The sequence below is a fragment of the Methylobacterium sp. J-118 genome (assembly GCF_057836565.1).
This window is the reverse complement of sequence record NZ_JBYQFA010000001.1, coordinates 4,937,565-4,963,324: the sequence shown is the minus strand read 5'-3', so window position 1 is coordinate 4,963,324 and position 25,760 is coordinate 4,937,565. Positions and strand designations below refer to the sequence as shown.

General features: G+C 69.9%; 28 protein-coding genes, 1 tRNA gene and 1 pseudogene. 10 read left to right on the top strand and 20 right to left on the bottom strand.

Features of this window, described 5'->3' with window-relative positions; translation table 11 throughout:
• Positions 1-188: 188 nt before the first annotated feature.
• Genes AC3IF3_RS24310 through AC3IF3_RS24295 form a run of 4 tightly spaced genes read right to left on the bottom strand, consistent with a single transcriptional unit; the run spans position 189 to position 3,170 of the window.
• The gene (locus AC3IF3_RS24310; protein WP_489230600.1) at positions 189-1,037 is read right to left on the bottom strand and encodes a hypothetical protein; all 849 of its coding nucleotides are present in this window, start codon (positions 1,035-1,037) and stop codon (positions 189-191) included.
• Positions 1,037-1,348 carry a hypothetical protein gene (locus AC3IF3_RS24305; protein ID WP_489230599.1) on the bottom strand — a complete coding sequence of 104 codons (312 nt, stop codon included), beginning with the start codon at positions 1,346-1,348 and terminating at the stop codon, positions 1,037-1,039. The genes AC3IF3_RS24310 and AC3IF3_RS24305 overlap by 1 nt, the downstream gene beginning before the upstream one ends.
• Positions 1,345-2,790, bottom strand: coding sequence for a hypothetical protein (locus AC3IF3_RS24300; protein WP_489230598.1), 1,446 nt, complete (start codon positions 2,788-2,790; stop codon positions 1,345-1,347). Before AC3IF3_RS24300 ends, AC3IF3_RS24305 begins: the two co-directional genes overlap by 4 nt.
• A complete protein-coding gene (locus AC3IF3_RS24295; protein WP_489230597.1) occupies positions 2,787-3,170 on the bottom strand; it encodes a hypothetical protein in 384 nt (127 codons plus the stop codon). The genes AC3IF3_RS24300 and AC3IF3_RS24295 overlap by 4 nt, the downstream gene beginning before the upstream one ends.
• Before the next feature lie 245 nt (positions 3,171-3,415).
• On the opposite strand from AC3IF3_RS24295, the gene AC3IF3_RS24290 reads away from it, so the two are divergent.
• The gene (locus tag AC3IF3_RS24290; RefSeq protein WP_489230596.1) at positions 3,416-3,580 is read left to right on the top strand and encodes a hypothetical protein; all 165 of its coding nucleotides are present in this window, start codon (positions 3,416-3,418) and stop codon (positions 3,578-3,580) included.
• Positions 3,581-4,062: 482 nt separating this feature from the next.
• Here AC3IF3_RS24290 and AC3IF3_RS24285 read toward each other — a convergent pair whose 3' ends face one another.
• From AC3IF3_RS24285 to AC3IF3_RS24260, 6 genes are all read right to left on the bottom strand, one after another.
• Positions 4,063-5,289 carry an AAA family ATPase gene (locus tag AC3IF3_RS24285; protein ID WP_489230595.1) on the bottom strand — a complete coding sequence of 409 codons (1,227 nt, stop codon included), beginning with the start codon at positions 5,287-5,289 and terminating at the stop codon, positions 4,063-4,065.
• Positions 5,289-5,486: a hypothetical protein gene (locus AC3IF3_RS24280; protein ID WP_489230594.1), complete on the bottom strand. Its 198-nt coding sequence runs from the start codon at positions 5,484-5,486 to the stop codon at positions 5,289-5,291. The genes AC3IF3_RS24285 and AC3IF3_RS24280 overlap by 1 nt, the downstream gene beginning before the upstream one ends.
• Positions 5,487-5,518: 32 nt before the next feature.
• Positions 5,519-6,010 carry a hypothetical protein gene (locus AC3IF3_RS24275; RefSeq protein ID WP_489230593.1) on the bottom strand — a complete coding sequence of 164 codons (492 nt, stop codon included), beginning with the start codon at positions 6,008-6,010 and terminating at the stop codon, positions 5,519-5,521.
• 197 nt (positions 6,011-6,207) lie between these two features.
• Complete coding sequence (locus AC3IF3_RS24270; protein ID WP_489230592.1) at positions 6,208-6,432, bottom strand: helix-turn-helix domain-containing protein; 225 nt, start codon at positions 6,430-6,432, stop codon at positions 6,208-6,210.
• Between the two features lie 77 nt (positions 6,433-6,509).
• A complete protein-coding gene (locus AC3IF3_RS24265; RefSeq protein WP_489230591.1) occupies positions 6,510-7,136 on the bottom strand; it encodes a hypothetical protein in 627 nt (208 codons plus the stop codon).
• Positions 7,127-8,320 (bottom strand): tyrosine-type recombinase/integrase, encoded by a 1,194-nt coding sequence (locus tag AC3IF3_RS24260; RefSeq protein WP_489230590.1) that lies wholly within the window; start codon positions 8,318-8,320, stop codon positions 7,127-7,129. Before AC3IF3_RS24260 ends, AC3IF3_RS24265 begins: the two co-directional genes overlap by 10 nt.
• Before the next feature lie 148 nt (positions 8,321-8,468).
• On the opposite strand from AC3IF3_RS24260, the pseudogene AC3IF3_RS24255 reads away from it, so the two are divergent.
• Positions 8,469-9,104: pseudogene (locus tag AC3IF3_RS24255) on the top strand (FliG C-terminal domain-containing protein); the annotation flags it as partial.
• A gap of 116 nt (positions 9,105-9,220) precedes the next feature.
• Positions 9,221-10,285, top strand: a complete 1,065-nt coding sequence (gene flhB, locus AC3IF3_RS24250; RefSeq protein ID WP_489230588.1) for a flagellar biosynthesis protein FlhB — start codon at positions 9,221-9,223, stop codon at positions 10,283-10,285.
• A 191-nt stretch (positions 10,286-10,476) separates the two neighbouring features.
• Here the strand turns inward: flhB and AC3IF3_RS24245 are convergent, their stop codons facing one another.
• Positions 10,477-12,618 (bottom strand): malate synthase G, encoded by a 2,142-nt coding sequence (locus AC3IF3_RS24245; RefSeq protein WP_489230587.1) that lies wholly within the window; start codon positions 12,616-12,618, stop codon positions 10,477-10,479.
• 145 nt (positions 12,619-12,763) lie between these two features.
• Here AC3IF3_RS24245 and AC3IF3_RS24240 point away from each other — a divergent pair, with 145 nt between their 5' ends.
• The gene (locus AC3IF3_RS24240) at positions 12,764-13,663 is read left to right on the top strand and encodes a LysR family transcriptional regulator (RefSeq protein WP_489230586.1); all 900 of its coding nucleotides are present in this window, start codon (positions 12,764-12,766) and stop codon (positions 13,661-13,663) included.
• Between the two features lie 141 nt (positions 13,664-13,804).
• On the opposite strand, the gene AC3IF3_RS24235 is transcribed toward AC3IF3_RS24240, so the two are convergent.
• The 5 genes from AC3IF3_RS24235 to AC3IF3_RS24215 all read right to left on the bottom strand — a co-directional run bounded on the left by AC3IF3_RS24235 (position 13,805) and on the right by AC3IF3_RS24215 (position 18,251).
• Entirely contained in the window at positions 13,805-14,614 is an 810-nt protein-coding gene (locus tag AC3IF3_RS24235; protein ID WP_489230585.1) for a class II aldolase/adducin family protein, read from the bottom strand.
• A gap of 905 nt (positions 14,615-15,519) precedes the next feature.
• Positions 15,520-16,803, bottom strand: coding sequence for an amidase (locus AC3IF3_RS24230; RefSeq protein WP_489230584.1), 1,284 nt, complete (start codon positions 16,801-16,803; stop codon positions 15,520-15,522).
• Between the two features lie 50 nt (positions 16,804-16,853).
• Positions 16,854-17,633 (bottom strand): SDR family oxidoreductase, encoded by a 780-nt coding sequence (locus tag AC3IF3_RS24225; RefSeq protein WP_243971524.1) that lies wholly within the window; start codon positions 17,631-17,633, stop codon positions 16,854-16,856.
• Positions 17,634-17,724: 91 nt separating this feature from the next.
• Positions 17,725-18,033 (bottom strand): hypothetical protein, encoded by a 309-nt coding sequence (locus AC3IF3_RS24220; protein ID WP_243971522.1) that lies wholly within the window; start codon positions 18,031-18,033, stop codon positions 17,725-17,727.
• Positions 18,034-18,113: 80 nt separating this feature from the next.
• On the bottom strand, positions 18,114-18,251 hold the full coding sequence (locus AC3IF3_RS24215) for a hypothetical protein (RefSeq protein ID WP_489218578.1): 138 nt from the start codon (positions 18,249-18,251) through the stop codon (positions 18,114-18,116).
• A gap of 225 nt (positions 18,252-18,476) precedes the next feature.
• Between AC3IF3_RS24215 and AC3IF3_RS24210 the strand changes: the two genes are divergently transcribed.
• A complete protein-coding gene (locus tag AC3IF3_RS24210) occupies positions 18,477-18,731 on the top strand; it encodes a hypothetical protein (RefSeq protein WP_489218577.1) in 255 nt (84 codons plus the stop codon).
• A gap of 30 nt (positions 18,732-18,761) precedes the next feature.
• Here AC3IF3_RS24210 and AC3IF3_RS24205 read toward each other — a convergent pair whose 3' ends face one another.
• The 3 genes from AC3IF3_RS24205 to AC3IF3_RS24195 form a co-directional block, all read right to left on the bottom strand.
• Positions 18,762-19,244 (bottom strand): hypothetical protein, encoded by a 483-nt coding sequence (locus AC3IF3_RS24205; protein ID WP_243971516.1) that lies wholly within the window; start codon positions 19,242-19,244, stop codon positions 18,762-18,764.
• The gene (locus tag AC3IF3_RS24200) at positions 19,241-19,750 is read right to left on the bottom strand and encodes a hypothetical protein (protein ID WP_243971514.1); all 510 of its coding nucleotides are present in this window, start codon (positions 19,748-19,750) and stop codon (positions 19,241-19,243) included. Before AC3IF3_RS24200 ends, AC3IF3_RS24205 begins: the two co-directional genes overlap by 4 nt.
• Positions 19,751-19,947: 197 nt before the next feature.
• On the bottom strand, positions 19,948-20,226 hold the full coding sequence (locus tag AC3IF3_RS24195) for a hypothetical protein (protein WP_243971512.1): 279 nt from the start codon (positions 20,224-20,226) through the stop codon (positions 19,948-19,950).
• A gap of 467 nt (positions 20,227-20,693) precedes the next feature.
• Here AC3IF3_RS24195 and AC3IF3_RS24190 point away from each other — a divergent pair, with 467 nt between their 5' ends.
• Positions 20,694-20,948, top strand: a complete 255-nt coding sequence (locus AC3IF3_RS24190; RefSeq protein WP_489230583.1) for a pilus assembly protein PilZ — start codon at positions 20,694-20,696, stop codon at positions 20,946-20,948.
• An 81-nt stretch (positions 20,949-21,029) separates the two neighbouring features.
• Positions 21,030-21,395 carry a hypothetical protein gene (locus AC3IF3_RS24185; protein ID WP_489230582.1) on the top strand — a complete coding sequence of 122 codons (366 nt, stop codon included), beginning with the start codon at positions 21,030-21,032 and terminating at the stop codon, positions 21,393-21,395.
• Here AC3IF3_RS24185 and AC3IF3_RS24180 read toward each other — a convergent pair.
• Positions 21,396-21,470 (bottom strand) — tRNA-Val (locus AC3IF3_RS24180). It lies immediately after the preceding gene.
• A 262-nt stretch (positions 21,471-21,732) separates the two neighbouring features.
• Between AC3IF3_RS24180 and AC3IF3_RS24175 the strand changes: the two genes are divergently transcribed.
• The 3 genes from AC3IF3_RS24175 (at position 21,733) to AC3IF3_RS24165 (ending at position 25,682) form a co-directional block, all read left to right on the top strand.
• On the top strand, positions 21,733-22,008 hold the full coding sequence (locus tag AC3IF3_RS24175; protein ID WP_243973700.1) for a hypothetical protein: 276 nt from the start codon (positions 21,733-21,735) through the stop codon (positions 22,006-22,008).
• Entirely contained in the window at positions 22,008-24,194 is a 2,187-nt protein-coding gene (locus AC3IF3_RS24170) for a glycosyltransferase family 2 protein (protein WP_489230581.1), read from the top strand. The genes AC3IF3_RS24175 and AC3IF3_RS24170 overlap by 1 nt, the downstream gene beginning before the upstream one ends.
• A 156-nt stretch (positions 24,195-24,350) precedes the next feature.
• Entirely contained in the window at positions 24,351-25,682 is a 1,332-nt protein-coding gene (locus AC3IF3_RS24165; RefSeq protein WP_489230580.1) for an MFS transporter, read from the top strand.
• The last annotated feature ends 78 nt before the right edge of the window (positions 25,683-25,760 follow it).

Genomic DNA, 25,760 nt, shown 5'->3' with positions numbered 1-25,760 from the left:
CGGCACGTCGCGCGCGCCGGAGGCTTCGTCGTGAGGATCTGAGGGATGGAGTACCCCGTTCCTCTGTCGCGGTTACTTAGACAGCGCCACTCAACGACTTGGCGCCGCGCAGGTGACGAACCCGAGCTGCCGAACGGCGTCAAAGTGCCCGACCCGTCCGAAAGGCACCCCGGCATCCGCCCGGATCTCTATTCCGGCGCCAACTCCGGCAAGTTCAGCCGGGCATCCGCATCGGTCGCGAGCGCCTGGACGTAGGCGCCCCACGCCTCCCGCATCCGCCGATTGGTCGCCGTCTCGATCCCGACGATGCGGGGGCCCTGTACCGCCCCCCCGACCACGCGGGCCGTGGCGGATTGGTGCGGAGCGCCCAGCACAGCGTTCGGCCCGAAGTGCGCCCCGATCTGAGCGAGGCTGCCGGCTAAGGCATCGGCTTCTGCCCGCATCGCCTCGACGCGCCGGGCGATCACCTCCGCATCCCGGGTGACGACGCGGTAAACGGCCTGCTGAACCCGGAGCCTGGCATCGGCAGCCGCCTGCTTCCGGGCCGTAGCGGTCGCCGCCAGGGCCATACACGCCTGCTCGGCCGACGCCACACGGGCTTGCGCCCCTACGTGCCGGCCGTGCGCCTCGCCACTGTCGTCCGCCGTAGGGTGGGGGACGCTTCCCCCACCTTCGGCCCAGCGAGCGATCTGGTCCGCGAGGTCAGCGCCGAGCCGGCTTACCCCGGCTGCGGCTTCCTCGACTGCTGCAACAGCCTGCCGGTGCAACTCGCGTCCGCGCTCGGCAGCCTCGACGGAACTGGCATAGTCCGCGTCCCGCAGGGCGCGTTCGGCGATGGCGAGCCGCAGACGGTCGCGAAGCTCGGCCTCATTCCCGATGTCGCTCTCCGGCGCCGGCAAGGCCCGGATCGGCTGTTCTCGCAACTGACGCTCCGCGATCCGCGCGCGCCGCTCGGCGAGTTGCTCCGGCGTGGCGATCTTGCCGTCATCAGAAAGGGTGCGAACGCCCTCGCGCCCCATACGGTCGAGGTAGGCCATCAGCGAGCCCTCCGGCCGGACTGGAGGAAGGCGCGCAATCGGGTAGCCTGCTCGACCTTCAGCCAGGCTTCCGCGACACCGGCACGGGCGGCGTCCGCGAAAGCCGCCCGGCGGGCCGCCTGCCGGGCCTCGCGGTCGTTGGCGTGCACCTGATGTACGTGACCATGACCGCCGCAGGTGCACGGGCCGTTGCCGCAGTCCTTGGTAGGGGTGCGGATCTGAGAGACAGGCGCGTCCCCGTACTTGCTACGGATCATAGGCACCCCGTCAACGACGAAATGCCCATAGAAGTCTTTGCCTTTCACAATCATGCAGCGTCTCCGGCTAGTCGTGCGTAGAGTTCGAGGATCGACGGCTTGGACGCGAGCAGCACGAGGACGCCAGCAACAGCATTCGCCACGTCGTCGTGCGCACCCTTCACCTGCGGATGGTCGATGATGTCCCGGCCCGTGCCGCGGGTCGTGCGCCGCTCTAGAGAGACAAGCTGCTGTTCCAGCTTCGGCACCGGCAGCATGCTGCACCGCTGGCTGTTCAGGACCGGCAAGAACTCGCGGTAGATGTCGGACTTCGACCGCTCGGACACCTCGTATGTGATCCCGTGCGCCCGGAACCGCTCCCGGGGCCACTCGCCCGCGTACCGGTCTCCCGTCACCGAGCCGAGGCCGTAGATCTTCAGGAGATCCGCGAAGCTGGCGACCACAGAGTCCGGAGAGCCGCCGGGATACATCTCCCGAACCGCGTCGAGGTGGGCGATGCCGTTCTCCGAATGGCCGATCGCCAGCGTCATGCTGTCGGCGCCGCCGCCGGACGGGTCGCAGAAGGCTTGGTAGGACAGACCGGGGGCCGGGGCGCGTTCCAGCAGGTCGCCCGCCATGCACGCCTGCACCGCCTCCAGGCTGATGAAGGCTTCCACGTCCACCCGGAATTCGGCGCCGTACTCGGCCGAGGCCGCAGCCGGATCCCGGGTGTAGGCTCGCTTCACCACTGCCGGGTCCAGGCTCGGATTCATGGTCTGCGACGGCGCCCGCAGCACCAGAACAGCCGGATCGCCATTGGGCCCAAAATCCCGCTGGTGGGTGCGGTACAGCTCGCCCTTCCGGGCATAGGGGCTCGACAGCACGCACAGCGGCCCGCCGGTCGTCGCCAGCCCAGGCCGCACCGCGTCGAGGATCAGCGTGTCAGGGTTGGCGCTGTTCTCCAGGTGCCAGAAGGCCACCTCGTCGGCCAAACACCCCGCCAGCGTCTCTCCGCGGATGGTCCTGTAGTTCGCCGGCCGAACCTCGATGTCGACGCCGGCCTTTAGCCGGATCGTGTCGGCGGTTGGATCCTCGTCCACCATGTCCCGCATTTCAGCGGAGTGCTCAAACAGGCCGAGCATGTAGGAGAAGATCTTGGCAGCCTGGACCGTGGTCGAAGCCATGATCGGGAGCTTGATCCGCTCGCCCGGGGCTTGGACGGCAGCGTAGTCCACCAGCCCCGCGAGGTAGGCGCCCAGGACGGAGAAGGCGCGGGATTTGCCGCCGCGGCGGCCCACGATGCCCCACAGCTCGTCAACAGGGCGCTCGGGCTCGCGCTCGCGACCGGTCAGGGCTGTGAAGATCGCCCGCTCGTCGTCGGTCAGAGCTTCGCCCCGGGAGGCGATCAGAATGGCGCGCCACGGCGCCCAGGTCTCACCCGGGAGGATCTCCGCGAAGATGGCGGGATCGGCCAGGGCCTCACGCATTGTGCAGAGGGGGCGGCAAGCCGTGTTCATGTCGGGCGCCTGGCGTAGCGCTCGCGGACGCTCGGCCGCTCTGGAGCCTTCGGAAGGCCCATGCGGCGGGCCTGGCGGTCCATGCGGTCGCCCAGTTGACCCAGGGCCTCCAGATCGACGTTCTGGCCGCTCGCCATGGCCGCGTGCAGCTTGGCCAACTCCACCGCCAGCCCAGCATAGGCGCGGGCCGCCTCGCGCTGAGTGACCGACATGGCAGCCTTGCCGCCGCGCTCGGCCTCTACCTCGTCCAAGACGGACTTGTAGTGCCGTGCCGCCTCGGTGCTGCCCGGCACGGTCACGAGGAACGGCCGGCTACCGTTGGCGAGCGCAGAGCGCTGCTTGGGCGAGCGTGTAGTGGCGGGCTGTGCTTGGAACGACATTCAGGCGCTCGACTGTGAGCTGCTAAATATAGGGCAGATCTGTCGAACTGTCCAATATCCGCAAGTATAGTTCCCTGGCGTTCCCAGGCGTTCGCGGGCGTTCTGTTCGTGATCAATGGCTTTGTATTTGCGCATTGATAGACGCGGCGGTGTCCGGTCCTAGAGGCGCGGCAGTGCCGGCGCCGGAACGGTCCTGATCCGCCCGGCGTTCACCGCGCCCTACACCGGACAGGCTGGAGACCGCCATGAATGCCGTGAAGCCCCTCGCTCTCATCGCCCTGCTCGCCGTCGGCGTGGCCGGCTGCGACGACAAGAAGGCCGAGAACAACACGCCCACGAAAGCGGACTCGTCCAAGATGGAGCCGCAGACCGATCAGTCGGCCCCGCCGAGCCAGAAGCCGAAGCCGTAGGACCAGCGCCAGATCGGGTTAGAAACACCCGCGATCGTGGGCCAGCATGTGGGTAGCTGGCCATGCCGAAACTCAACGCACTAATGTTGCGATGCTTTTCGGGCTCGGCGGCGGAAGGCGCATCCGCCGACATGGGTTTTCGAGGGGGCGCGGTGCCTGCGTCAGGTTTTTCGAGCGGAGCGGCCGCCGTCTCCCGCCACGTTCTCAACACCACTTTAGAACCGAGCCCACAGCGCTTCGAGCAATCAGCTCGCCCTACTGCCCCTGTAGCCGGTCACCGTCATCCTAGCGGCTACCGCCCGGCTTTGTTGCGTCTATCGGCCGACTAACTGGGCTCGTCTTCCATCCTCCTACCCCACCATTAAAAGGTGTGGCGTGGCAAGGTGGGGCGGTGTGGCGCCTCGGGTGGTTTGCCCCACTGCCACACCTGCCCCACCCCCTTTAGGGGGGGGCAAGGTGTGGCGGGGCAGTTCACCCCCGTTTTAGGCTGCCTCACCTACCTCGACGAACGACCGTTTGTTGCGCTTTTCGTCGGTGCCCTCGACGACCACGAACATGCCGGTGTCGATCCATGTCCGGAGCATCGACTTCACCCGATTCCTGCCAACGGCGTCGAGGTCGATGCCAAGCGCGGCGGCGATCGGGATGCCGGCCCACTCCTTGGACTGGGCATTCTCACGCCACCGGCCGTTCGCGAGAGCGCGCTGAGCCTTGCGAAGGTGATCGACCGTCAGGCCTTCCAGCAGATCAGGCCACTGCCAGGGCTCGACGACGGCGACATGATCGCTTCCGCCGATTGGGCCATTGCAGAGGTCGACCGGCACGAGGTGGAACCATTCGCTGCGCTCGGGTGGCGGGGCGAGGTTCGCCTTGCCGTTGTCGGAACGGAAGTAGCCACGGTTCGTCGGCAGCCCGGCGCGGTCCGCCTGCTCCTTGGTCATGGGGTTGAGCACCCGGGCGCTACGGGCGGCGGCGAGCAAGGCACCTGCCCCGCGGCCGTCCTCCACCGTGTATTCGCCCGTGGAGCCGCTCTGGCCCTTGCGGACGTGGTGGATCAGCTCGACAGCGGCGCGGCCATCCTCCGCGACGCGGTTCCAGGCTTTGGCCACGATGTCGATGGCGGCGTTGTCGTTCTCGGTGACTCGGTGCGAGCTGACGAAGGGATCGATCACCAGCACGTCGATTCGATTGTCGAGAATGGCGCGGATCAGGCCCTCCACCATTGGCTCGGCGACCTTCGTTCCCTCTCGGGTGGTGGTGGCGATGACGATGCTGGTGGTCCGGCCGGAGTTGAGGAACAGGCGCCCCTCAATCTCGGCCGGCTTGATCCCGTAGTGCAGGCAGATCGCGGCCACGCGGCGCTCGATCTCCTCCAGCGGATCCTCCAGGTTCAGATACCAGCACCGAAGCGGCTTCGGTACCGACACACCGAGCAAGGGCCGACCGGTGACCATGGCGATCACCTCAACCAGTGCGAGGCTGGACTTGCCGACGCCGCCGGGCGCCGCCGTGGTGCTCAGGAACCTGCGGATCAGATGCCGACCGTAGATCCAATCCCGCGGCGGGATCGTCGTCGGATCCCGCCACCGGAACGGCTGGGCGCGGATCACCGGCCCGACCTCCGGCATGGCATCCGGATCCGGACCAGGCCAGCCGCAGAACGGGTCAGCCTGGTCGATCGAGACGCCGTTGTAGGAGCGCTCCGACATCAGGCACCTCCGCGTGAGCCGGCGGGCTGGAGCGATGCGGCGATCTCGGTGGCGTTGAGGATCGCCGCCCCCGCGCACCGGAGGGCGTAGGCGACGCCGCGCCTGTCCCCGATAGCGGCGAACTCAGCAGCCGTCCGAGCGTAAGTCTCGGCGATCGACGCGGCCTCGGCGACGGCATCGAAGGTGTGAGCGGCCATTGCCGCCCGTTCGGGGCTATGGAAGGGCGCGTTCATTCGGCGCCGCCCCAGCTGATCGTATCGGCAGCGAAGCGGGCCAAGAGAGCGGCGTCGCTGCGCCCATGGTCCTTCTTCCGGCTGAAGCTCGCGGCCGAGGCCGGGAACAGGCGCAAGGCGAGCGCCCGCCCGGCCTCCTTCGGATCCGCCGCGCCGAGTATGCCGTGGTGCCGCTTCCAAACAGACGGCGTCACCAAATGCACCGGGAGGTGGCAAAGGGTGGCGACGGTCTTGGCCGTGGCGTAGGCAGCGCCAATGCCGAAGGCCTGCTTGCAGCCGTCGCGCGGCTGCGGGCCCTGCCGCTCGACCGCGGCGAGCGCCGGACCTAGCTGTCGGATCCGCTGCTCCAGGGTGTGCGCGTCGACCTCGCCGTTCACCACCGGCATGTCCTCGACGGACACACGCTCCGGATAGGCCGGGAAGTAGAAGGCGACTGCGCCGGTGAGGCCCGGATCGACTGCCAGGATGCAGAGGGAGGGGGCGCTCATGTGCGCCCCCAACGGTCTGTCACGCTGAACGCCAGCTCAGCGACGACGCTGGCCATAGACGGCGTCAATCCAAAACGAGTGGTGAGATAGGGGGCTTGCCGAGGAACCTCGGTTGGCGCATATCCCTCAAAGCGATCTTGCCGGACGCACTTTGAGAGACCCGCCGTCGCCCCGCGATGCGCGGGTTTCTTCATGACTCAAGCGGCCTCCTGCACCAGTGAGGCGACGTAAGCCCGAAGGCTCTCGTCCGTGATGAAGCTCGATCGGCCGATGTGAACGACCTTCAGCTTCCCCTGATTGATCAGACGGTGAAGGGATGTGTTGCTGGTCGAGAGCATGTCCATCGCATCCTTGCGACGATGCAAAAGCTTCCCCGTTGGCGCGCGCAGGTCTCCTGCGGCGCCCTGAACTATTGCGTTCATGGCGGCTATCCTTGAGAAGCTCCCCGAAATTCCAGGGGAGCAAGGACAATTTGGTGCGGTCTAAATGGAACTAATAGTCATCTCGTTGAGGCTATTTTTTCCATGGCAGCGGCTGATTGCTGTTTCGCTCGGAACTCATTGTAGGCCGATCGCGCAAACCCAGCAGGCTTGACGCCAAGGTCAAGGATGCCGACAACCTCTATAGATAAGCGCAGGAAATCTCCGCTCACTGAAGGGCCGTTTCCGCTGATATACAGGTAGGTATTCGAGACAATATTTCTGATGCCAGCAACCCGATTGGACTTGTGTCTGCCACGACGCAGTTGTTCAGTCGGTTGTGGTACGCGCGCTGCTCCGGTCGCCTCGGTTAAGATCTGCAGTTTATTGATCAGATCGGTCAATTGATCGCGCAACACTCCTTGGTTGGCTAGTGCTTGGATTGTAGGCGCGTGAAAGTCACCTACTTGCTTCGAAAGAGTGCGGGCGAGTTCGCGAGCTTTTTTAAGCTGTTCGATTGCTGCCAGATTATTGGCCTTGCGAAAGGCTGGTGGCGGAGGCTTGTCACTTCCAGGTCCGATCCCAGCCAGCAGATTGGCTGCGATCTCGATCTTGAGGTCAAGCTCCTCGGCCGTCAGATCCTGCCGCGGTTTAAGCCGCCGAAAGGCAGCAATGAGCTGCTCCTTATGAAGACGGCTCATCGGCACTTAAATTTTCGTGTAGTAAAGGCCGCCCAAGCATCCATCAACTCGCGCCGCTTCTCAAACAGATCGGATCGCCAGTAGGCTCGCTCGGTCGTGCCGCCCACTGTATGCGCCAATGCCGTCTCGGCCAGATCGCGAGAGAACGATGTGCGCTCGGCGACCCAATCTCTGAAGGTTGAACGGAAGCCATGAACGGTCAGGCCCGGGCCTTTAAGCTTGGCGAGCAAGTCGCGCAGAAGCTTGTTGTCGATGCGGTCCCTGCTCTGGGGACCACAGAAGACGAGCGGGTTACCTGTTCTTTCTATGCCTCTCAGAATGGCTAAAACCGGCTCGGAGAGCGGCACGCGATGTTCGGCGCCGCTCTTCATCCGCTCGGCCGGCAGGGTCCAGATTGCGGCTTCCAAATCGAACTCCGACCAATGCGCACTCGCTGCCTCGCCGGCACGAGCTGCCGTGAGGATGGTGAATTCCAGCAACCGCGCTTTGACCCGAGGCTCCTTCGCGAGATCGGCCATGAAAGCAGGCATTTGGTCAAAGGGAAGTGCCGGATGGTGCTTCACCCTCTGCACCTTCGATCGCTTCGGCAGCAGGTTCTGGAGGTGGCCCTTCCAGCGCGCCGGGTTCTCGCCGCGCCGGTAGCCGCGGGTTGTGGCCCAATCGAGCACCACCTCGATACGCCCCCTCACCCGCGTTGCTGTCTCTGCCTTCGTGGTCCAAATCCCCTCTAGAACCTTCATCACCAAACCGGTGTCGATAGCCGCCACCGGCAGATCGCCGAAGACTGGATAGACGTAGGCCTCCATCGAGGCCGGCCACTGTTTCAGATGAGTCGCATTGCGCCAACCGGCCTTGTGAGCCTCGAAGTAGGCCTTGGCGCATTGTATGAAGGTGACGGACCGCGCGGCCTCTAGTTCTTCCTGCTGCCGCTTCTCTTTGCGGATCTCGATGGGATCCACTCCGTCAGCGGTGAGCTTCCGGCATTCGCGCGCTCGATCGCGTGCCTCGGCGAGGCTGAAGGTTTGAGCTGAGCCCAGGCCCATCTCGCGCGATCGCCCAGCCAAGGTGAACCGGTAGATCCAGCTTTTGGCTCCTTTGCCAGTTACCTGCAGCCACAGCCCGTAGCCATCGCCGTACATGCCAGGCGTCTTCAGACGTGCAACGCCGAGCGCCGTGAGCTTACCTTGCATGTTGTTCGTACCCTCGCACCTACCCACATCGCGAACAGGGATTGGGGAGAATGCTAGAGAACTTCCAGAAACTCTGCAATTGAAATATCCGTTGTCGAACATCGTGTTAAGGAGTCCCGGGGAATACCCAGGAGTTACTTGTTCGAGGAAGGAGCACCCGCAGACGGTGGCCCTGGTCCTGTCGAAGGTGAAGCCGGCCTGCGCCGCCAAGGTGATGGCCCAGCTTTCGATCCCCCTGCGCAACGGCGTCATGCGGCGGATGCTGACGTTCAAGCCGATCGTCGAGGCGACGATGAAGCTGATCGAGCAGACGATCCATGAGGACTTCATGATCAATCTGGCGCGCAACGCCGCGGCGGACACCCATTCGCGGATGGCGGACATCATCAACAAGATGGAGCGCCAGAGCATGGAGGAGGTCCTCGACAACCTCTCGCAATCGCGGCCGAAATCGGCGGAGATCCTGAAGAGCCTGCTCTTCACCTTCGACGACATCGTCCACATGACGCCGCGGGCGCGCACGACCCTGTTCGACCAGATCCCGCACGAGAAGGTCATCCTCGCGCTGAAGGGCACGAATCCCCAGCTGCGCAGCGTCGTGCTCAGCGGCCTGACCGCGCGCGCGCGGCGCCTCGTGGAGCACGAGCTGGAGGGCGGCGAGCCCGCCTCCCAGCGGGACGTGCTCGAGGCCCGTCGCTCGATCACCGATCAGGCCCTGGAGATGGCGGCCCGCGGCGAGATCGAGCTCAACGCGGCCGATTCGGAAGACACCTACATCCGCTAGTGCCGTGCCCGATCGCGCCGCGATCGGGCACGGCACCGGGCTTCCGCTCGACCGCCCGCCGTCCCGCCGAATCGATATCCGCTCCGGTGGAGCGCGCTGGAGACTGACCCGCCGCGATGTCCGACGACGATAAGGAGAGCAAGACCGAGGCCGCGAGCGACAAGAAGATCGGCGAAGCGCTCGCCCAGGGGAACGTGCCGTTCTCCCGGGAGGCCCCCGTCTTCGCCTCGATCCTGGGCCTGCTCGTTTTCCTGGTGTTCGTCGCGCGGGATCAGGGCGCCCCGCTCCTGCAGCGGCTGGCGCTGCTCCTCGAGCAGCCGCGAAACTTCCCCGTGGAGACCAGCCGGGACGCCATGCACCTCGTCCACGCGCTGTCCCTGGAGATGGGGCGGTTCCTGCTGCCGGTCCTGTTGATCCTGCTCGTCGTCGGGCTCGCGGCCTCGATCTTTCAGAACGCACCCCGCATCGTGTTGAATCGCATCCAGCCGCAATGGTCCCGCATCTCGCCCGTCAGCGGCTGGAGCCGAATCTTCAGTGTACAAGGCCTCGTCGAGTTCGGGAAAAGTCTCTTCAAGTTCCTGGCGATCGGCAGCATGTCGTTCATGGTGCTGAGCGCCGACCGGCACGAGATCGTGAATGTCATGTTTATGGACCCGATCGGGCTGCCCGAATTCCTCCTGACCCTGTCGGTCCGCCTGATCTCCGCGGTCAGCGTGGCGACCATCGCCCTGGTCGCCGGGGACCTGGTCTGGACGCGGCTGCGGTGGCAGCGCGACCTGCGGATGTCGCGGCAGGAGCTGAAGGACGAGTTCAAGCAGGTCGAGGGCGATCCGCTGGTCAAGGCGAAGATGCGCTCCCTGGCGCAGGACCGGCTGCGCAAGCAGATGATCGCGGCGGTGCCCCGCGCGACAATGATCCTGGCCAACCCGACCCACTACGCCATCGCCCTGCGCTACGACCAGACCGAGAACGACGCCCCGATGGTGCTGGCCAAGGGCACGGACCTGATCGCCCTGCGCATCCGGGAGATCGCCGAGAAGCACCGGATCGAGATCGTGATCGACAAGGCCCTGACCCGGGCGATGTACGACCATGTGGAGATCAACCAGGCCATCCCGGCGGAATTCTACCGGGCGGTGGCGAACCTGCTGGTCTACGTGATGACGCGCAAGCGGCGCTGAGGGATCTCGGGAGGCCCGGGCTATCGCCTGACCGGCGTTGCCCGGGCGGTCGCGGGTCGGGAGGTCCCGGTTCCAGAAGCGCCGCGACCGTTTGCGGGTGCCGGGCTGAGCCCTGCGCTCGGGGGCCGCCCCCGAACCCGGCCAAGGGGCTTGCCGCCCCTGGGAGACCCGTGATCCGGTCCCGGCCAGCCTCAGGCCTCCCGGCGCTTTGCCTCCCGGCGGAACCGGTGCAGCACGAACTCGGTGTAGCCGTTCGGCTGGTGGGCGCCCTCGAAGACCAGGGCCTCGGCGGCCCGGAAGGCCGGCCCGTCGAAGCCCGGGGCCATGGGCCGGTAGGCCGGGTCGCCGGCGTTCTGGCGGTCCACCACGCCCGCCATCCGCCGCAGGGCTGCGCCGACCTGATCCCGGTCCACGATCCCGTGGCGCAGCCAGTTGGCGATGTGCTGGCTGGAGATCCGCAGGGTGGCGCGGTCCTCCATCAGCCCGACCTCGTGGATGTCGGGCACCTTCGAGCAGCCGACGCCCTGGTCGATCCAGCGGACCACGTAGCCCAGGATCCCCTGGCAGTTGTTGTCGAGTTCTTCCTGGATGGCCTCCGGCGCGAAGGCGCCCGCGGCGAGCGGCAGGGTCAGCATGGCGTCCCGGGTCGCCGGTGCCCGGGTGCGGAGCTCGGCCTGGCGGGCGCGGACATCGACCTGATGGTAGTGCAGCGCGTGCAGGGTCGCGGCGGTGGGGGACGGGACCCAGGCGGTGTTGGCGCCGGCCTCCGGATGGGCGCCCTTGGCCTCGAGCATCGCGGCCATCCGGTCGGGGGCGGCCCACATGCCCTTGCCGATCTGCGCGTGGCCCGGCAGCCCGCAGGCGAGGCCGGCATCGACGTTGCCGTCCTCGTAGGCCTGGATCCAGGCGGTCGCCTTCATGGCGTCCTTGCGGACCATGGGGCCGGCCTCCAGGGACGTGTGGATCTCGTCGCCGGTCCGGTCGAGGAAGCCGGTGTTGATGAAGAACAGCCGGTCGGCGGCCGCGGCGATCGCCGCCTTGAGGTTCAGGGTCGTGCGCCGCTCCTCGTCCATCACGCCGATCTTGAGCGTCCGCGGCGCGAGGCCGAGCAGGGCCTCGACCCGGCCGAACAGCGCCACCGCGAAGGCGACCTCCTCGGGGCCGTGCAGCTTCGGCTTGACCATGTAGACCGAGCCGGTCCGGCTGTTGCGCAGGGGGCCGGTGCCGTTCAGGTCGTGCAGGGCGATCAGCGCGGTCACCGCCGCGTCGAGGATCGTCTCGGGGATCTCGGCGCCGTCGAGGGTCACGGCATCCGTGTACATGTGGTGGCCGACATGCCGGACCAGCATCAGCGACCGCCCGGGCAGGGTCAGGCGCCCGCCGTCGGGGGCCGTGTAGGTCCGGTCCTCGGCGAGCCGCCGCTCGAGCGTGCGGCCGCCCTTGGACAGGCGGGCGACGAGGTCGCCGCGCATCAGGCCGAGCCAGCTGCGGTAGACCGCGACCTTGTCGGCCGCGTCCACGGCGGCGACCGAATCCTCCATGTCCATGATGGTCGAGAGGGCCGATTCCAGCACCACGTCGGCGATGCCGGCCGGGTCGGTCCGGCCGATCGGGCTCGACCGGTCGAGGACGATCTCGATATGCAGGCCGTTGTGGCGCAGCAGCAGCGCGGTCGGCGCCGCGGCGTCGCCGGTGAAGCCGGCGAGGTCCGCCCCGCCCGTTAGGCCGGCGCTGCGGCCGGCGCCGAGGGCGACGGCGAGCCGCCCATCCGCCACGGAGAAGCCCACGGCATCGGCCCAGGCGCCGACGCTGAGCGGCGCCGTCGCGTCGAGGAACGCCCTGGTCCGGGCCACCACCGCGGCGCCCCGGGCCGGGTCGAACCCGGTGCCGGGGGCGCCGTCCTGCGGGATCGCGTCGGTGCCGTAGAGGGCGTCGTAGAGGCTGCCCCAGCGGGCATTGGCGGCGTTGAGCGCGTAGCGGGCGTTGGAGATCGGCACGACGAGCTGCGGGCCGGCGATGGCGGCGATCTCGGCGTCCACGTGCTCCGTGGTCACGCGGACCGCGCCGGGTTCCGGCTGCAGGTAGCCGATCCGCGTCAGGAAGGCCGCGTAGGCGGCCGGGTCGTGCGGCCGGCCGCGATGGTCGCGGTGCCAGGAATCGATGTCGGCCTGGAGCCCGTCGCGGCGGTCGAGGAGCGCCCGGTTGCGCGGTGCCAGATCCCGGACGAGGGCCGCGAAGCCGGACCAGAACTGGTCCGCGTCGATCCCCGTGCCGGGCAGCGCCTCCGCGTCCAGGAAGCTGCGGAGTTCGGCGGTGACGACGAGACCCGACATGGTGATTCCTTCGCGCTGCGGCGGCGCCCTCCGTCAGAAAAAGTCGAACGGCGCGTGAAAATTTTTTGAGGCCTCCAGGGTTAGACCCCTTGGCGCCCGCGAAAAAGGCGCCAAAAGGGATTTGATTCTTTCCGCAGCGTTGAGAATGCACGACCAGAGCGACCTGGAGATCTTCGCCCGGGTGGTCCGGACCGGCAGCCTGACCCGGGCCGGGTCCGAACTCGGCCTGTCGGTGGCGGTGGTGTCGAAGCGGCTGAAGCGGCTGGAGGAGCGGCTGGCCGTGCGCCTCCTGCACCGGACCACCCGCCGCCTGGTCCCCACCGATGTCGGCGCGGAGTTCTTCCGGCGGGTGGCGCCGATCGTCGATGCCATCGCGGAGGCCGAGAGCCTGGTGTCGCAGAACGCGACCCGGGCCCGGGGGACCCTGCGGGTGACGGCGCCGAGCTCCTTCGGGCGGCTGCACATCGTCCCGCACCTGCGGGCCTTCTTCGCCCTGCACCCCGACCTCGTGCTCAACCTGGAGCTGAGCGACGATTTCGAATCGATCGTGGAGCGGGGCTACGACCTCGCGATCCGGGTCGGCGCGCTGGCGAGTTCCGGCCTCACGGCGGTGCGCCTCGCCCCGGTGCGGCGGGTGCTGTGCGCGCACCCGGGCTACCTCGACGCCATCGGGCGCCCGGAGACCCTCGACGACCTGCGCGGCCATGTCTGCCTCGCCACCGAGAACCAGAATCCCTGGCGGCTCATCGGGCCGGACGGCCCCTGCACGGTCAGCGCGTCGGGGCCGCTGCGCACCCATTCCAACGAGGTGGTGCGCGAGGCGGTGATCGGCGGCCTCGGGATCGCCCTGCGCTCGACCTGGGACGTGCAGGCGGAGTTGCGCGACGGGGTGCTGGAGGTGGTGCTGCCGGCCTACGCGGCCGCGGCCTCGGCGGGGATCTTCGCAGTCTATCCGAGCCGGGCCTTCGTGCCGGCCAAGACCCGGGCGTTCATCGCGTTCCTGAAGCAGCGCTACCGGTCGGGCGGCACCGGAGCGGAGCCGTGAGCGGGGGCGCCGCGCGCGACCCGTCGCAGGATCGGCGGATGCGGCGGTCCGCAACTGCCCCGTGCCCGCCCTCCCCCGCAGAGCGCGGAGGGCGAGGCGCCCCGGTCCGGCCGGTGCCCGTATCCGGGCGCCGCGCGCGCCTCACCCCTGCGGAAAGACATCCGGATCGGTGCGTGCCAGCATCCGCTTGAACGCCGCCCACTCGCTGTCGGGCGCCCCCTGGCGCGCGACGCGGTCGTAGCCGGCGGCGTATTGCCCGGCGGTCTTGGCGGCGACGGCGGAGGAGGGCCGGATCACCGGGGCGCCGGCGGCCTGGACGGCCAGCTGGGCCCGGCACGACCGCTCCAGGTTGTGCATCAGCTTGAACGCCTCGCCGACCGAGCGGCCGCAGGTCAGGAGCCCGTGATTGCGCAGCACCATGACGGGCTGGTCGCCGAGATCGGCCACGAGGCGCTGGCGCTCGTCGAGGTCGAGGGCGATGCCCTCATAGGCGTGGTAGGCGACGCGGCCGGCGAACTGCATCGACCACTGATTGAGGGCGAGCAGCCCCTCCTCCTGGCAGGAGACCGCGACGCCGGCCACCGTGTGGGTGTGGAGCACGCAGACCGCGTCGTGGCGGGCGGCGTGGATGGCGCTGTGGATCGTGAACCCGGCCGGGTTGATGCCAAGCCCCATCGGATCCGCGATCACCCGCCCGTCGATATCGACGGTGACGAGGTTGTCGGGGGTCACCTCCTCGAAGCGCAGTCCGTAGGGATTGATCAGGAACCGGTGCCCGCCCCCCGGCAGCCGCGCCGAGATGTGGGTGTAGATGCTGTCGTCGAGCCCCAGCCGGTGGATCAGCCGGTAGGCGGCCGCGAGATCGACGCGCATCGCCTGGATCTCGGCCTGAAGTTCCGGGCCGGACTCTTCGGACTGGTCCGCGACGATCGAGGGGGTGGGTGCGTTCATGCGACGGCTCCCTGATGGTTTTTGGGATCGCCAGTCGGCGCGGACGGTCCCGGGATCCCCGGGCGGACGGCGCATCGCGCGGTCGCGGGCCTGGGACACCCACAAGGTGCACCATGGGGTGCCGGTCGGCAATGCGGGGTGCGAGACGGCGGCGGCCGATTCTCATTCCCACCCGCGCCCTCATCCTGAGGTGCGGCCCAGCCGCCTCGCAGGAGCCCTCCTTCGAGGCCCGCTGGCGCGGGCGCCCCAGGATGAGGGCGCGGGAGCGCGACACCCCCCGGCTCGGGCTGGGCGGCAGCCGGCGGGGGAAATGCCCCGGCCGCTGAAGGCTTTGAGGCCGACCCTGTCCTGGGCGGTGCGGCGGTTTGACGGCGCCCTCCACGACGAGGGGGCGTGCGACGAAGGCTCGCTCGGAAGCGCCGGGGTGCGATGCGCAACCCGGGACCGGCTTAGCGTCATTCGCGCCCCCCGCGTGACGGACACCGGACGCACAATCGGACGGGGACGGGCACCGGCCTGCCGGTGCGCGCGCCCGTCCGCGGGACGCCGGGAAGCCGGCTTTGCAACGTTGCGTTCGGGCTTCGCGGCGTCCCGCGTCTCCCCGGCGGCGGGTTGGGCCATGCCCCCGGCGGCGCGTCGCGCGGGGCCGCGGCGGCGTGGGTGGACGCGGCGTTCTCTCCTCCCCCGTGACTACGAGATCCACACATCGCTGGTCGAGACGCTCTCTCCTCCCCCTTGCGGGGAGGAGCCGGAGGTGGGGGTGGTGCAGGAGGCACCGGAACGCTCGATCCTGCACCACCCCCACCCCTGCCCCCTCCCCGCAAGGGGGAGGGGAAAAGCGCTTGTCTTTGAAGTCCTTGGCGTTCGACAGCGATGTGATCCAGATCCGGCCGAGGGGCGGTCCCCTACCCCGCCAGCGCCGCCTCGATCCCGGCGCCGATCGCCAGCAGGCGGCGGTCCTGGCCGTTCCGGGCCAGCAGCATCAGCCCCGCCGGGCGGGCGAGGCCGGGCATCGGCAGGGACAGGCCGGTGAGGTCGAAGAAGTTGCCGAAGGCGGTGTTGCGCAGCATCAGCCGGTTCGCCGCCAGGAAGGCCGCGTCGTCGGCCTCCAGAGGGGCGATCCGCGGCGCCGTGGTGGCGGTCGCCGGGAGCGCCAGCACGTCGAGGGGGGCGAGGTGCCCGTCGAGGGCCGCGATCAGCGCGGCGCGGCGGCGCAGCGTCCGGACATAGCCCGCCGCCGACGCGGACCGGCCGGCCACGATCCGGCGGTGGACCCGGGGATCGTAGCACCCGGCCCGGCTGTCCAGCCAGTCGGCGTGGATCGCGGCGGCCTCGATCGCCGCGATGGACCCGTCCGGGAGCGCCGCGTCCATGGCGGCCAGCAGGTCGTCGATCGGGTGGTCGGCCACCCGGGCGCCGGCCCGGGACAGGGCCGCCAGCGCCCGCTCGAAGGCCTCCGCCACCAGCGGCTCGGTCTCGGTGAACAGGACGCCCCGGGGCACGCCGATCCGCAGCCCGGCCAGGGGGAACGCCGCGAGCGGCAGGGGCTCCTCGCCGGCCATCACGGCGTCCGCGGCGGCGCAGTCCGCCACTGTCCGGGCCAGCGGGCCCAGGGAGTCGAGGGCGTAGGACAGGGGGAAGGCGCCGGCCAGGGGCACCCGCCGGGCGGTGGGCTTGAAGCCGACCACGCCGTTGAGCGCGGCCGGGATCCGCACGGAGCCGCCGGTATCGGAGCCGATCGCGATATCGCTCGTCCCCTGCCCCACCGAGACCCCGGCCCCGGAGGACGAGCCCCCCGGGATGCGCTCCGGATCGGCGGCGTTGCCGGGGGTGCCGTAATGCGGGTTGAGCCCGAGCCCCGAGAAGGCGAATTCCGACATGTTGGTCTTGCCGAGGATCACCGCCCCGGCCCGGCGCAGGCGGGCGACCACCGGGGCGTCGGCCTGCGCCGGATCCGCGTCCGCCAGCAGGACCGAGCCGGCCCGGGTGGTCTCGCCGGCCACGTCGAACAGGTCCTTGATCGAGACGATCGCGCCGTCGAGCGGGCCCAGCGCGACGCCGTCCCGGCGGCGGGCATCCGCCGCGTCGGCCGCCGCCCGGGCCGCCCCGGGGTAGAGGCGGGTGAAGACCGCCGGATCGCCGGCCGCGATCCGCGCCAGACGCGCCTCGACGGTATCGCGTACGCTCATGATCCTCCCCGCGTGATCCCCGGGCGCCCATGCAAGCGGGGGGCCCGCCTTCAGAACGTGCCGGGATAGGCGCCGCCGTCCATCAGCAGGTTCTGCCCGGTGATGAACCCGGCGTGCCGGCTGCACAGGAACGCGCAGGCGGCCCCGAACTCGTCCGGCTGGCCGAAGCGCCCGGCGGGGTTGGCCGCCGCCCGCGCCGCCAGGAACGCCTCCACGCTGGTGCCGGCCTTGGCGGCGCCGGCCGCGGCGTTGCCGCGGATCCGGTCGGTGTCGAAGGGGCCGGGCAGCAGGTTGTTGATCGTCACGCCGTGCCGCACGGTCTGGCGGGCGAGGCCGGCCACGAAGCCGGTCAGCCCCGAGCGGGCGCCGTTCGACAGGCCGAGTTGCTCGATCGGCGCCTTCACCGCGGCGGAGGTTATGTTGACGATCCGGCCGAACCCGCGGCCGATCATGCCGTCGACGGTCGCCTTGATCAGCGCGATCGGCGCCAGCATGTTGGCGTCGAGCGCCCGGATCCAGGCGTCCCGGTCCCAGTCGCGAAAATCGCCGGGGGGCGGGCCGCCGGCGTTGGTGACCAGGATGTCGGGCTCCGGGCAGGCGGCGAGGGCCGCGTCCCGGCCGGCCGCGGTGGCGATGTCGCCCGCCACCGCGGTGACCGCGGCGCCGGTCTCGCGGCGGATGTCGTCCGCGGTCCGCTCCAGCGTCTCGGCGGTGCGCGCCGTGATCGTGACGGCGACGCCCTCCCGGGCCAGCGCCAGGGCGCAGCCCCTGCCCAGACCCTTGCTCGCCGCGCAGACGAGCGCCCGGCGCCCGCTCAAGCCGAGATCCATGTCAGGCCTCCCCGAACCGGCCCCCGTCGCGGGGCCCCGGCCCCATCCTAGCGCATCGTCCCGGGTCCGGTCTTCGGGATCGGCCCCGCGCTCAGGCGCAGGCCCTGGCGCCGGCGCGCTCGGCCTCCTGGCGGGCGAGGCTCAGGACGCGGCGGCGCGCCTGACCGTCGCCGATGGCCAGCCAGTGGCGCACCAGGTCCAGGAGTTCGCCGGCCTCCCCGTCCGACGGCGCGCCCGGGGCACTCTCGGCTGCGGAGGCATCCGCGAAGAACCGCTCGACCGGCACGTCCAGCTCCCGGGCGAGCCGCTGGAGCAGGGCGTCCCGGGGGCCGGCGGAGCGCCCCCGCACGGCTCCGCCGGGCAGCCGCTGAGCCGGGGGCACGATCGTGAGCAGAGTCATACCCGGAAACGGCGCTGGCCCCGGAGGGTTCAGGACCCCGCCCGGTAGGGTGAAGGGAGTCTTAACGGACCCGGCCGGCCTCACCCCCTGCGCGGGTCGCGGCCACCCGGCGAATCGGGGAACTCCTCCCCCTCCGGCGCGACCCACCCGGCCCACAGGAGGGCCATCGCCCCCGTGAGGAGCGGAAGTGCCGTGCTGAGAATGATGCTGAGCGTCACGGCGATCCTGCCGGCAGACGTCGGGGCGACGCGAGCCGGCACTCTTGTCCGATCACGCGTATGCGCGGGATTAAGCCGATCGGTCGCATTGCGGATACCGCCGCGCAGGCTGCGGACACCCCGCGTCGGCCGGCCCGTCCGTCGTGCCTGGACGGCCATATTCATCGGGCTGTTACACGGCCCGCCTATGGGCGGCCGTCGAGGCGCGTGCGGAGGAGCAGGCGGATGCCGGCGCATTACTGCATCGATCCCCTCGACCCGCATGCCGAGGCGCAGGTGCTCGTCATCTACAGCGACGGCCGGCCGCTCCCCGTGGTCACCTCCGTCCGCGACCGGCAGGGCCATGATCTGTTGCCGGACCTGTCCGATGCCTGTGTCCGGATCCTGGAGCTCGAGATCGCGGTCTATTTCGGCCGCGGCGATCCCTTCGCCTGGGCGTTGCACGCGGTCGACGTGATGGCGGCCCCGGCGCTCGCGTAGAGGGTCGTCCCGAACGGCGCCCCTGACCGCTCAGGCCTGGGCCGCGTCCTGGGTGAGGGTGCCGAATTCGCTGACCATGCATTCGTGCATGCGGCGCAGCCAGGACCGCGCCTCGGCGGCCTGGGCCTCCGCCCGCTCGGCCCGCTCACCCGCCGCGCGGGCCTGCGCCTCGGCCCGCTCCGCCCGTTCCACCGCCTCGCGCAGCAGGGCCTCGGCGTGCCGGGCCCGATCCGTGGCGGCGCGCGCGACCGTCTCCGCCTCGCGGACCGAGCGTTGCGCCGCCCGCACCGAATCCTGGGCGCTCTTCTGCAGGGTGCGCACCCGGGTCGCGACCCCGCGCACGGCGTCCAGGGAGGCCGACCAATCGTCGCCCTCCGGGGCGGCGGCCGGGGCGGGGCCGGAGAACAGCGCCACGACCCGGTCGACCGGATCGCCCCGGCCGTCGCGCGACCCGGCGGCTCCGCCGGAGCGGTTCCCCGGCGACGCGAGCGCGGCGCTGGCGGAGCCGCTCACGCCGCGGCCTGCTCGGTCAGATCGGAGAACTCGGCCAGGATCGCCTCTTGGACGCGTCCGAGCCACGCCTCGGCATGCCGGGCCCGCTCCTCGGCGGCGCGGGCGCGCGCCTCGGCGGCCTTCGCCCGCTCCTCGGCCGCGATGACCTGCGCCTCGGCGCGTACCTGGGCCTCGCGGGCCTGCATCTCCGCGATGCGGGCGCGCTCGTTCGAACTGCTGATGTCCTCGCGGACCTGCTCCAGCACGTGCTCGATGCGCGCCTCCCGTTCCCGAGCCTGCGCCTCGATCACGCGCGCCTGGCGGGCCGCGGCCTGAACCCGGTGGATCAACCCGTCCCAATCCTGCGGCGGCGCGTGCGGCGCCGGGACTTCGGCCGGCTCGTCCATCGACGACACCACCCGCAGGACGCTGCCGAGATTGGCTTCGGCCACGGCGCCGGGCTCCTGCTTGGTCCTGTCCGCGGGCCGGAACCGCGGGTCGTTCAGAAGCCTCTGCAGCTCGCTCACGGACCATCCACTCCCTGCCAGCCGGAACCTGGTATGACTAAACCGTTAAAACTGGTTAACGAAGCCTTAAAATCGGAGCGGCTCAGCGGGAATGTTGTCGTGGCGCCGGTCGTCCCGGCCGAAAGCGCGGGTCGTGCGCCGCGGACCGGGATCTCGCCGGATCATCCGCCAGGATGTCCATCGGCGGCCGCCCGAGATCAGCGCCAGCGCTCCTTCGTGCAGGCCAGGACGTACACGGTGCGCATGCAGCGCTCCTGGTCGACCTGCGCATGCGCGCTGCCCATGCAGGCATCCATGCCCGAGGTGAGCAGCAGACGATCGATGTCCTTCTTGGACTCGCAGGTGAAGATCGGCTGAAAACCCTCGAACTGGCTGACCTGCCAGAAGATCGCCACGACCAGCATCAGGCAGAAGGCGCAGACCAACAGCCGGCTGTCGTAGAACCAGTGCCTGCGCTCGGCAATCATGGCGGCCATGCGACCCTTCCGGTGCCGTTCGCGGAATCCGCGTCAGGCTCGCCGAACCTGAAATTCATGCGCCGCGGCCGTCCTGCGGGCGGTGGGTGCGACAGGGATCGAACCCGCCGGCCCCTACCATGTCGACCCCGCGCCCGCAACGAAACGCGCGGACCGCGTCGGGCGTCGGCCGGGACCCGGCGGCGGGAATGCCGTGAGGATCCGGATCGGCGCGCAGGTCCGGGTACGATGAGCCCCGGGAGGGCCGCACGGGTCGGGGCCTCCGCCCGCCCAGCGCCGCGGTCGCACCGATACCGGCCGCCGTGGACCGAGCGCCGCGATCAGGCGGGCCCGAACCCGTCCCAGGCAGCGACGGCGTTCATCCGACAGTAAGCACGGGACGAACGATTCCGATGCTTTCCGCCCGTGTGCAACCGCGGAGCAAGAGCCGCCAATATTTAGTGCCGACAGCTTTTTCAGGGATGCACATGATGGCCGAGAAACGTCTAGCCGGTCGGACGGATTGCTTCAGCGCCGGCCACATCCTGGTCGACGATACCGACAAGCGGGTGCGGTGCCTGGTCTGGAACATGTCGGACACGGGCGCGCTGCTCGAAGCCGGCGAGGCAGACGCTGTCCCGGAGGCCTTCACCCTCCTGACCGCGATCGACCAGACCGCGCGGCGCTGCACGGTCGTCCGGCGCACCGGCGCCCGGTTCGGCGTCGTCTTCGCGGAAAGCTGAGCGCCGGAGCATCGACAGACGGGCGCGCCGCGGCCGGTGACCGGACGCGGATACCGAACCGGGCCGCGGCTCGGACCGTTGATGGCGATGCCCGACCTGACGATCCCGCTGATCTCGGCCGCCGTGTTCATCGCGGTGGGCTGGCTGATCGTCCATGCCGGACGGGACTATGCCGATGCGATCCGGCACACCCTGTCGATCTTCGCCCTGGTCTTCGGACTGCTGGTCATGATCGGCGTGACGGCGAAGCTGCGCGGGCTACTCGGCGTCGGACGGATGACGCACCGGGTCGAGGCCCGGTCGCAGGTCGATCCGCCGAGCCTTCGCCGGCGGACGGGTCTCGACCCGGCGGTCTGCCAGCACGGCGTCCAGCCCGTTGATCGGACCTGTTCCAGGTTCGCCGAACCTGGGATCACCACTGGGAAACCGGTCGCGGTCCCGAAGTAGTGGTGGAGACGACAGGGATCGAACCTGTGACCTTTCCCATGTCAAGGGAATGCACTACCGCTGTGCTACGTCTCCGTTCCGACCTGTTCAGTTCGTCGAACCTGAAACCGCCGAAATAGCTTAACCGGATCAGCGACTTATTGGGGGAAACCCCTACCCTGTCAAGGTAGTGCTCTCCCGCTGAGCGACGCGCCCGGGCCGGAGCTGTACGGCTCCGGTGGGCGGGGCCTATAGCGGCTGGCCGGCGGGGGCGCAAGCGGAACCTGTGTTCTGACCGGCGGGCACCCGCCGCGGGCTGTCCGCCGGCACGAGGTGCACGGGGGCGGTAAAATGCGCTATGGGCCTGCCCCCCGGCATCCGGCCGCGCCGCGAAGCGCCGGCCCGCCGCCTCAAGCTTCGAGACATGCGCCGCTTCATCGACAACGATCAGGGTGATTCGACCCGCGGCCGGATCGCGGCGGACCGTCCCGGCGGCCCCGTCCGGGTCCCGGCCTCAGCCGATGGGCGGCGCGCTTCCGCCGGGCGTCTCGGATCGGTCGGGGCGACGATCGGCGTCTATGGGCCCCCGCGGGACCGCGTGCGGGCCACCGCGGCCGACGCGAGCGGGCTCTGATGGTGTCCTCGACCGGGCCGAAGGCCCCCGAATCCCGCCTCCCGCCGGTGCAGGTCGCCGGGCCCTGGCGCGGGCCGCGCCCCCTCGCGGCGCGGGCGGCCCCGGACGGGCTGCGCGTCGCGCTCCCGGGCCTTGCGGGCCGCTGGGTCGAGGTCGTCCTGTCCAACGATCCGGCGGAGGCCCGGGACACCGTGCCGGACATCAGCCTCGTCGGGTCCGATGGCCGGCCGGGATCGCCGCTGCCCCAGGAGGCGCGGGGCGGAGGCGCCTGCGCGTGGATCGGCCGCCTGCCCGAGGACGCGGCCGAACTCCGCGTCGCCGACCCGTCCGGACGGGTGCCGGCCCACCTGAGGCGGATCGCGGTGCGCCGCCTCGCCCGGCCGATCCTGACCCTGCGCGGCCTCCTGCGCGAGCCCGGATTGACTGTCCAGGCGCTCACCTGGCGCGTCCTCGGCAAGAAGGTCCGGGCCCGGGGCTTCCTCGGCCGGGCCCTGCGCCACCGGCGGGTGACCGGCTACGAGGCCTGGCTCGGCACCCACGCCCTGCGCCGGGCGGAGCGGGACGGGATCGCCGCCGAGATCGCCGCCTGGGCGGACCCGCCCCTGATCTCCGTGCTGATGCCGGTGCACGATCCCGACCCGAAGGTGCTCCGGGCCGCCCTCGCCTCGCTCAGCGCGCAGCTCTACCCCCATTGGGAACTCTGCGTCGTCGATGATGCCTCCACGCGGCCCGCGATCCCAAAAATCCTGGCCCGCGCGGCCGAGGCCGATCCGCGCATCCGCGTCCATACCCGGTCGGAGAACGGCCACATCGCCCGGGCGACCAACGATGCGCTGGGCCTCGCCCGGGGCGTCGCCTGCGCCTTCATGGATCACGACGACGCGCTCACCGAGGACGCCCTCTACGAGGTCGCCCGGGCGCTCCGCCGCGCTCCGGACCTCGTGCTGATCTACAGCGACGAGGACAAGATCGACGGGCGCGGCCGCCGGTTCGACCCGCACTTCAAGGCCGCCTTCGACCGCGAGCTGCTCTACGCGCAGAACTACATCAACCATCTCACGGTGGTGCGGACCGAGGCCCTGCGGGCGGTCGGCGGCCTGCGCCCCGGCTTCGAGGGCAGCCAGGACCACGACCTGCTGCTCCGGCTCACCGACGGCCTCGATCCCGCCCGCATCCGCCACATCCCGCGGGTGCTCTACCATTGGCGCGCGGCGCAGGGCTCCGGCACCTTCTCGGACCGCTCGCTGGCCCGGGCGGAGGCCGCGCGCCTGCGCGCGCTGGAGGAAATCGTGGCGCCCTGGGGCGGCCGGGCCGAGGCCGGCCCCAACGGCTTCAACCGCCTGATCCGCCCCCTGCCGGAGCCGCCGCCCCGGGTCTCGGCGATCATCCCGACCCGGGACCGCGCCGAACTCCTGTCGGTGACCCTCGACGGGTTGCTCGCGGCCACCGATTACCCCGACATCGAGGTGATCATCCTCGACAACGACAGCCGCGAGCCCGAGACCGCCGCCCTGTTCGCCCGCTACCGGGACGATCCGCGGGTGCGCGTGGTGCCGGTGCCGGGGGCCTTCAATTTTTCCGATCTCTCCAACCGGGGGGCGGCAGCGGCCACCGGGCCGATCCTACTGTTCCTCAACAACGACATCGAGGTGCTGGAGCCGGGCTGGCTCACCGAGATGGTCCGCCACGCGGTCCGGCCCGAGATCGGCGCCGTCGGGGCCAAACTCCTCTATCCGGACCGGACCATCCAGCATGGCGGAATCGTGCTGGGGATCGGCGGCGTCGCCGGGCACAGCCATCTCGGCGTGGCCGACGCGGATCCGGGCTACTTCTGCCGCATGGTCATCGCCCACGAGGTCTCGGCTGTGACCGGCGCGTGCCTGGCCATGCGGGCCGATATCTTCGCGCAGGTCGGCGGATTCGACGCGGCCGCCCTGAAGGTCGCCTTCAACGACGTCGATCTCTGCCTGAAGGTCCGCCGGGCCGGCTACCGCATCGTCTGGACGCCCTTCGCCAAGCTCATTCACCACGAGTCGAAGAGCCGCGGGGCCGAGGACACGCCCGAGAAGCAGAAGCGCTTCGAGGGCGAGGTGCTCACGATGCTCGACCGCTGGGGCCCGGAGCTGCTCGCCGACCCGTACTACAACATCAACCTGTCACGGAATTCCGCGCACTACCGCGTCTGAACGGCCAGGCCGACTCGGCGGATCGCGCACGGTGGCATGCATGCGTCAGTGGGTGAACTTGCGTCCAGGGCCGGTTGCGATACCTCTGGACATGCCGCAAGAGGCGGTTCCGGCCAAGGCGTCCCAGGGGGCGCGCGGCGAGGGCGACAGCCAGCGATGAGTGCGAACACACCTACGGTCACGGGCCTCGAGCGCGACGCCCAGCAGGCGATGGGGGACCACAAGGTCCATCCCAACGAGATCGCCATCGGCGTCGTCATCGGCCGCGCGTCCGAATACTTCGATTTCTTCGTGTTCGGCATCGCCTGCGTGCTGGTGTTCCCGAAGGTGTTCTTTCCCTTCGTCGATCCGCTGAAGGGGACGCTCTACGCCTTCGCGATCTTCGCCCTGGCGTTCATCGCCCGGCCGATCGGGACGGTGATCTTCATGGCGATCGACCGGCGCCACGGGCGCAGCGTCAAGCTCACCACGGCCCTGTTCCTGCTCGGCGCCTCGACCGCGGCGGTGAGCTTCCTGCCCCGCTACGACAGCATCGGCATCGCCTCCGTCTACATCCTGGCGGCCCTGCGCGTGCTGCAGGGTCTGGCGCTCGGCGGTGCCTGGGACGGCCTCGCCTCGCTGCTCGCCATGAACGCCCCCCGGGAGCGGCGCGGCTGGTACGCGATGATCCCGCAGCTCGGCGCCCCGCTCGGCTTCATGGTGGCGAGCGCCCTGTTCGCCTTCTTCCTGGTCAATCTCGACGAGGCCGACTTCATCGATTGGGGCTGGCGCTTCCCGTTCTACTGCGCCTTCACCATCAACGTCGTGGCGCTGTTCGCCCGGCTCCGGCTCGTGGCCACCGAAGAGTTCGCCCGGATGATGGATCTCGACCGGCTGCGGCCGGTGCCGGCGCTGGAACTGTTCCGCCACCATGCGGGCGACGTGATGCGCGGCGCCTTCGTGCCGCTCGCCGCCTTCGCCCTGTTCCACCTCGTGACGATCTTCCCGATCGCGTGGCTGGCGCTCAACCCCACAAGCCGCTCCCCCGGCGACTTCCTGATCGTGCAGTTCTCGGGCGCCATCGTGTGCGCCGGCGCGGTCGCCGCCTCCGGGCTGATCGCTGACCAGATCGGACGGCGCAGCTGCCTGATCATGAGCGCCTCGCTGATCGGCTTCTTCGCCGTCGGCAGCATCATCGCGCCGCTCCTGTTCGGCGAGAGCGCCATCGGCCAGACCATCTACGTGACGATCGGCTTCATGCTGCTCGGGCTCGCCTACGGCCAGACGGCTGGCGCGGTGACCGCCCGGCTCGGCAACCACTACCGCTACACCGGGGCCGCGCTCACCTCCGACTTCGCGTGGCTGATCGGCGCCGGCTTCGCCCCGCTCGTGGCGCTGTTCCTGTCGCAGCGCTACGGGCTGGCGATGATCGGCGTGTACCTCCTGTCCGGCGCAGTCTGCACCCTCGCGGCCCTGTACTTCGATCGCTCGGAAATGCGTCAGATGTAGCCGGGACGGCGGGCCGCGCGGGCCGCGCGGCCGTCCGGGATCTGACAGGAACGCCGCCTCGCGCGGCACGGCTGAAGC

Excerpts from the sequence above, each read along its gene's own strand:
- AC3IF3_RS24310 (WP_489230600.1), bottom strand. The coding sequence starts at position 1,037 with ATGGCCTACCTCGACCGTATGGGGCGCGAGGGCGTTCGCACCCTTTCT.
- AC3IF3_RS24305 (WP_489230599.1), bottom strand. The coding sequence starts at position 1,348 with ATGATTGTGAAAGGCAAAGACTTCTATGGGCATTTCGTCGTTGACGGG.
- AC3IF3_RS24300 (WP_489230598.1), bottom strand. The coding sequence starts at position 2,790 with ATGAACACGGCTTGCCGCCCCCTCTGCACAATGCGTGAGGCCCTGGCC.
- AC3IF3_RS24295 (WP_489230597.1), bottom strand. The coding sequence starts at position 3,170 with ATGTCGTTCCAAGCACAGCCCGCCACTACACGCTCGCCCAAGCAGCGC.
- AC3IF3_RS24290 (WP_489230596.1), top strand. The coding sequence starts at position 3,416 with ATGAATGCCGTGAAGCCCCTCGCTCTCATCGCCCTGCTCGCCGTCGGC.
- AC3IF3_RS24285 (WP_489230595.1), bottom strand. The coding sequence starts at position 5,289 with ATGTCGGAGCGCTCCTACAACGGCGTCTCGATCGACCAGGCTGACCCG.
- AC3IF3_RS24280 (WP_489230594.1), bottom strand. The coding sequence starts at position 5,486 with ATGGCCGCTCACACCTTCGATGCCGTCGCCGAGGCCGCGTCGATCGCC.
- AC3IF3_RS24275 (WP_489230593.1), bottom strand. The coding sequence starts at position 6,010 with ATGAGCGCCCCCTCCCTCTGCATCCTGGCAGTCGATCCGGGCCTCACC.
- AC3IF3_RS24270 (WP_489230592.1), bottom strand. The coding sequence starts at position 6,432 with ATGAACGCAATAGTTCAGGGCGCCGCAGGAGACCTGCGCGCGCCAACG.
- AC3IF3_RS24260 (WP_489230590.1), bottom strand. The coding sequence starts at position 8,320 with ATGCAAGGTAAGCTCACGGCGCTCGGCGTTGCACGTCTGAAGACGCCT.
- flhB (WP_489230588.1), top strand. The coding sequence starts at position 9,221 with ATGTCCGACGACGATAAGGAGAGCAAGACCGAGGCCGCGAGCGACAAG.
- AC3IF3_RS24245 (WP_489230587.1), bottom strand. The coding sequence starts at position 12,618 with ATGTCGGGTCTCGTCGTCACCGCCGAACTCCGCAGCTTCCTGGACGCG.
- AC3IF3_RS24240 (WP_489230586.1), top strand. The coding sequence starts at position 12,764 with ATGCACGACCAGAGCGACCTGGAGATCTTCGCCCGGGTGGTCCGGACC.
- AC3IF3_RS24235 (WP_489230585.1), bottom strand. The coding sequence starts at position 14,614 with ATGAACGCACCCACCCCCTCGATCGTCGCGGACCAGTCCGAAGAGTCC.
- AC3IF3_RS24230 (WP_489230584.1), bottom strand. The coding sequence starts at position 16,803 with ATGAGCGTACGCGATACCGTCGAGGCGCGTCTGGCGCGGATCGCGGCC.
- AC3IF3_RS24225 (WP_243971524.1), bottom strand. The coding sequence starts at position 17,633 with ATGGATCTCGGCTTGAGCGGGCGCCGGGCGCTCGTCTGCGCGGCGAGC.
- AC3IF3_RS24220 (WP_243971522.1), bottom strand. The coding sequence starts at position 18,033 with ATGACTCTGCTCACGATCGTGCCCCCGGCTCAGCGGCTGCCCGGCGGA.
- AC3IF3_RS24210 (WP_489218577.1), top strand. The coding sequence starts at position 18,477 with ATGCCGGCGCATTACTGCATCGATCCCCTCGACCCGCATGCCGAGGCG.
- AC3IF3_RS24195 (WP_243971512.1), bottom strand. The coding sequence starts at position 20,226 with ATGGCCGCCATGATTGCCGAGCGCAGGCACTGGTTCTACGACAGCCGG.
- AC3IF3_RS24190 (WP_489230583.1), top strand. The coding sequence starts at position 20,694 with ATGATGGCCGAGAAACGTCTAGCCGGTCGGACGGATTGCTTCAGCGCC.
- AC3IF3_RS24185 (WP_489230582.1), top strand. The coding sequence starts at position 21,030 with ATGGCGATGCCCGACCTGACGATCCCGCTGATCTCGGCCGCCGTGTTC.
- AC3IF3_RS24175 (WP_243973700.1), top strand. The coding sequence starts at position 21,733 with ATGGGCCTGCCCCCCGGCATCCGGCCGCGCCGCGAAGCGCCGGCCCGC.
- AC3IF3_RS24170 (WP_489230581.1), top strand. The coding sequence starts at position 22,008 with ATGGTGTCCTCGACCGGGCCGAAGGCCCCCGAATCCCGCCTCCCGCCG.
- AC3IF3_RS24165 (WP_489230580.1), top strand. The coding sequence starts at position 24,351 with ATGAGTGCGAACACACCTACGGTCACGGGCCTCGAGCGCGACGCCCAG.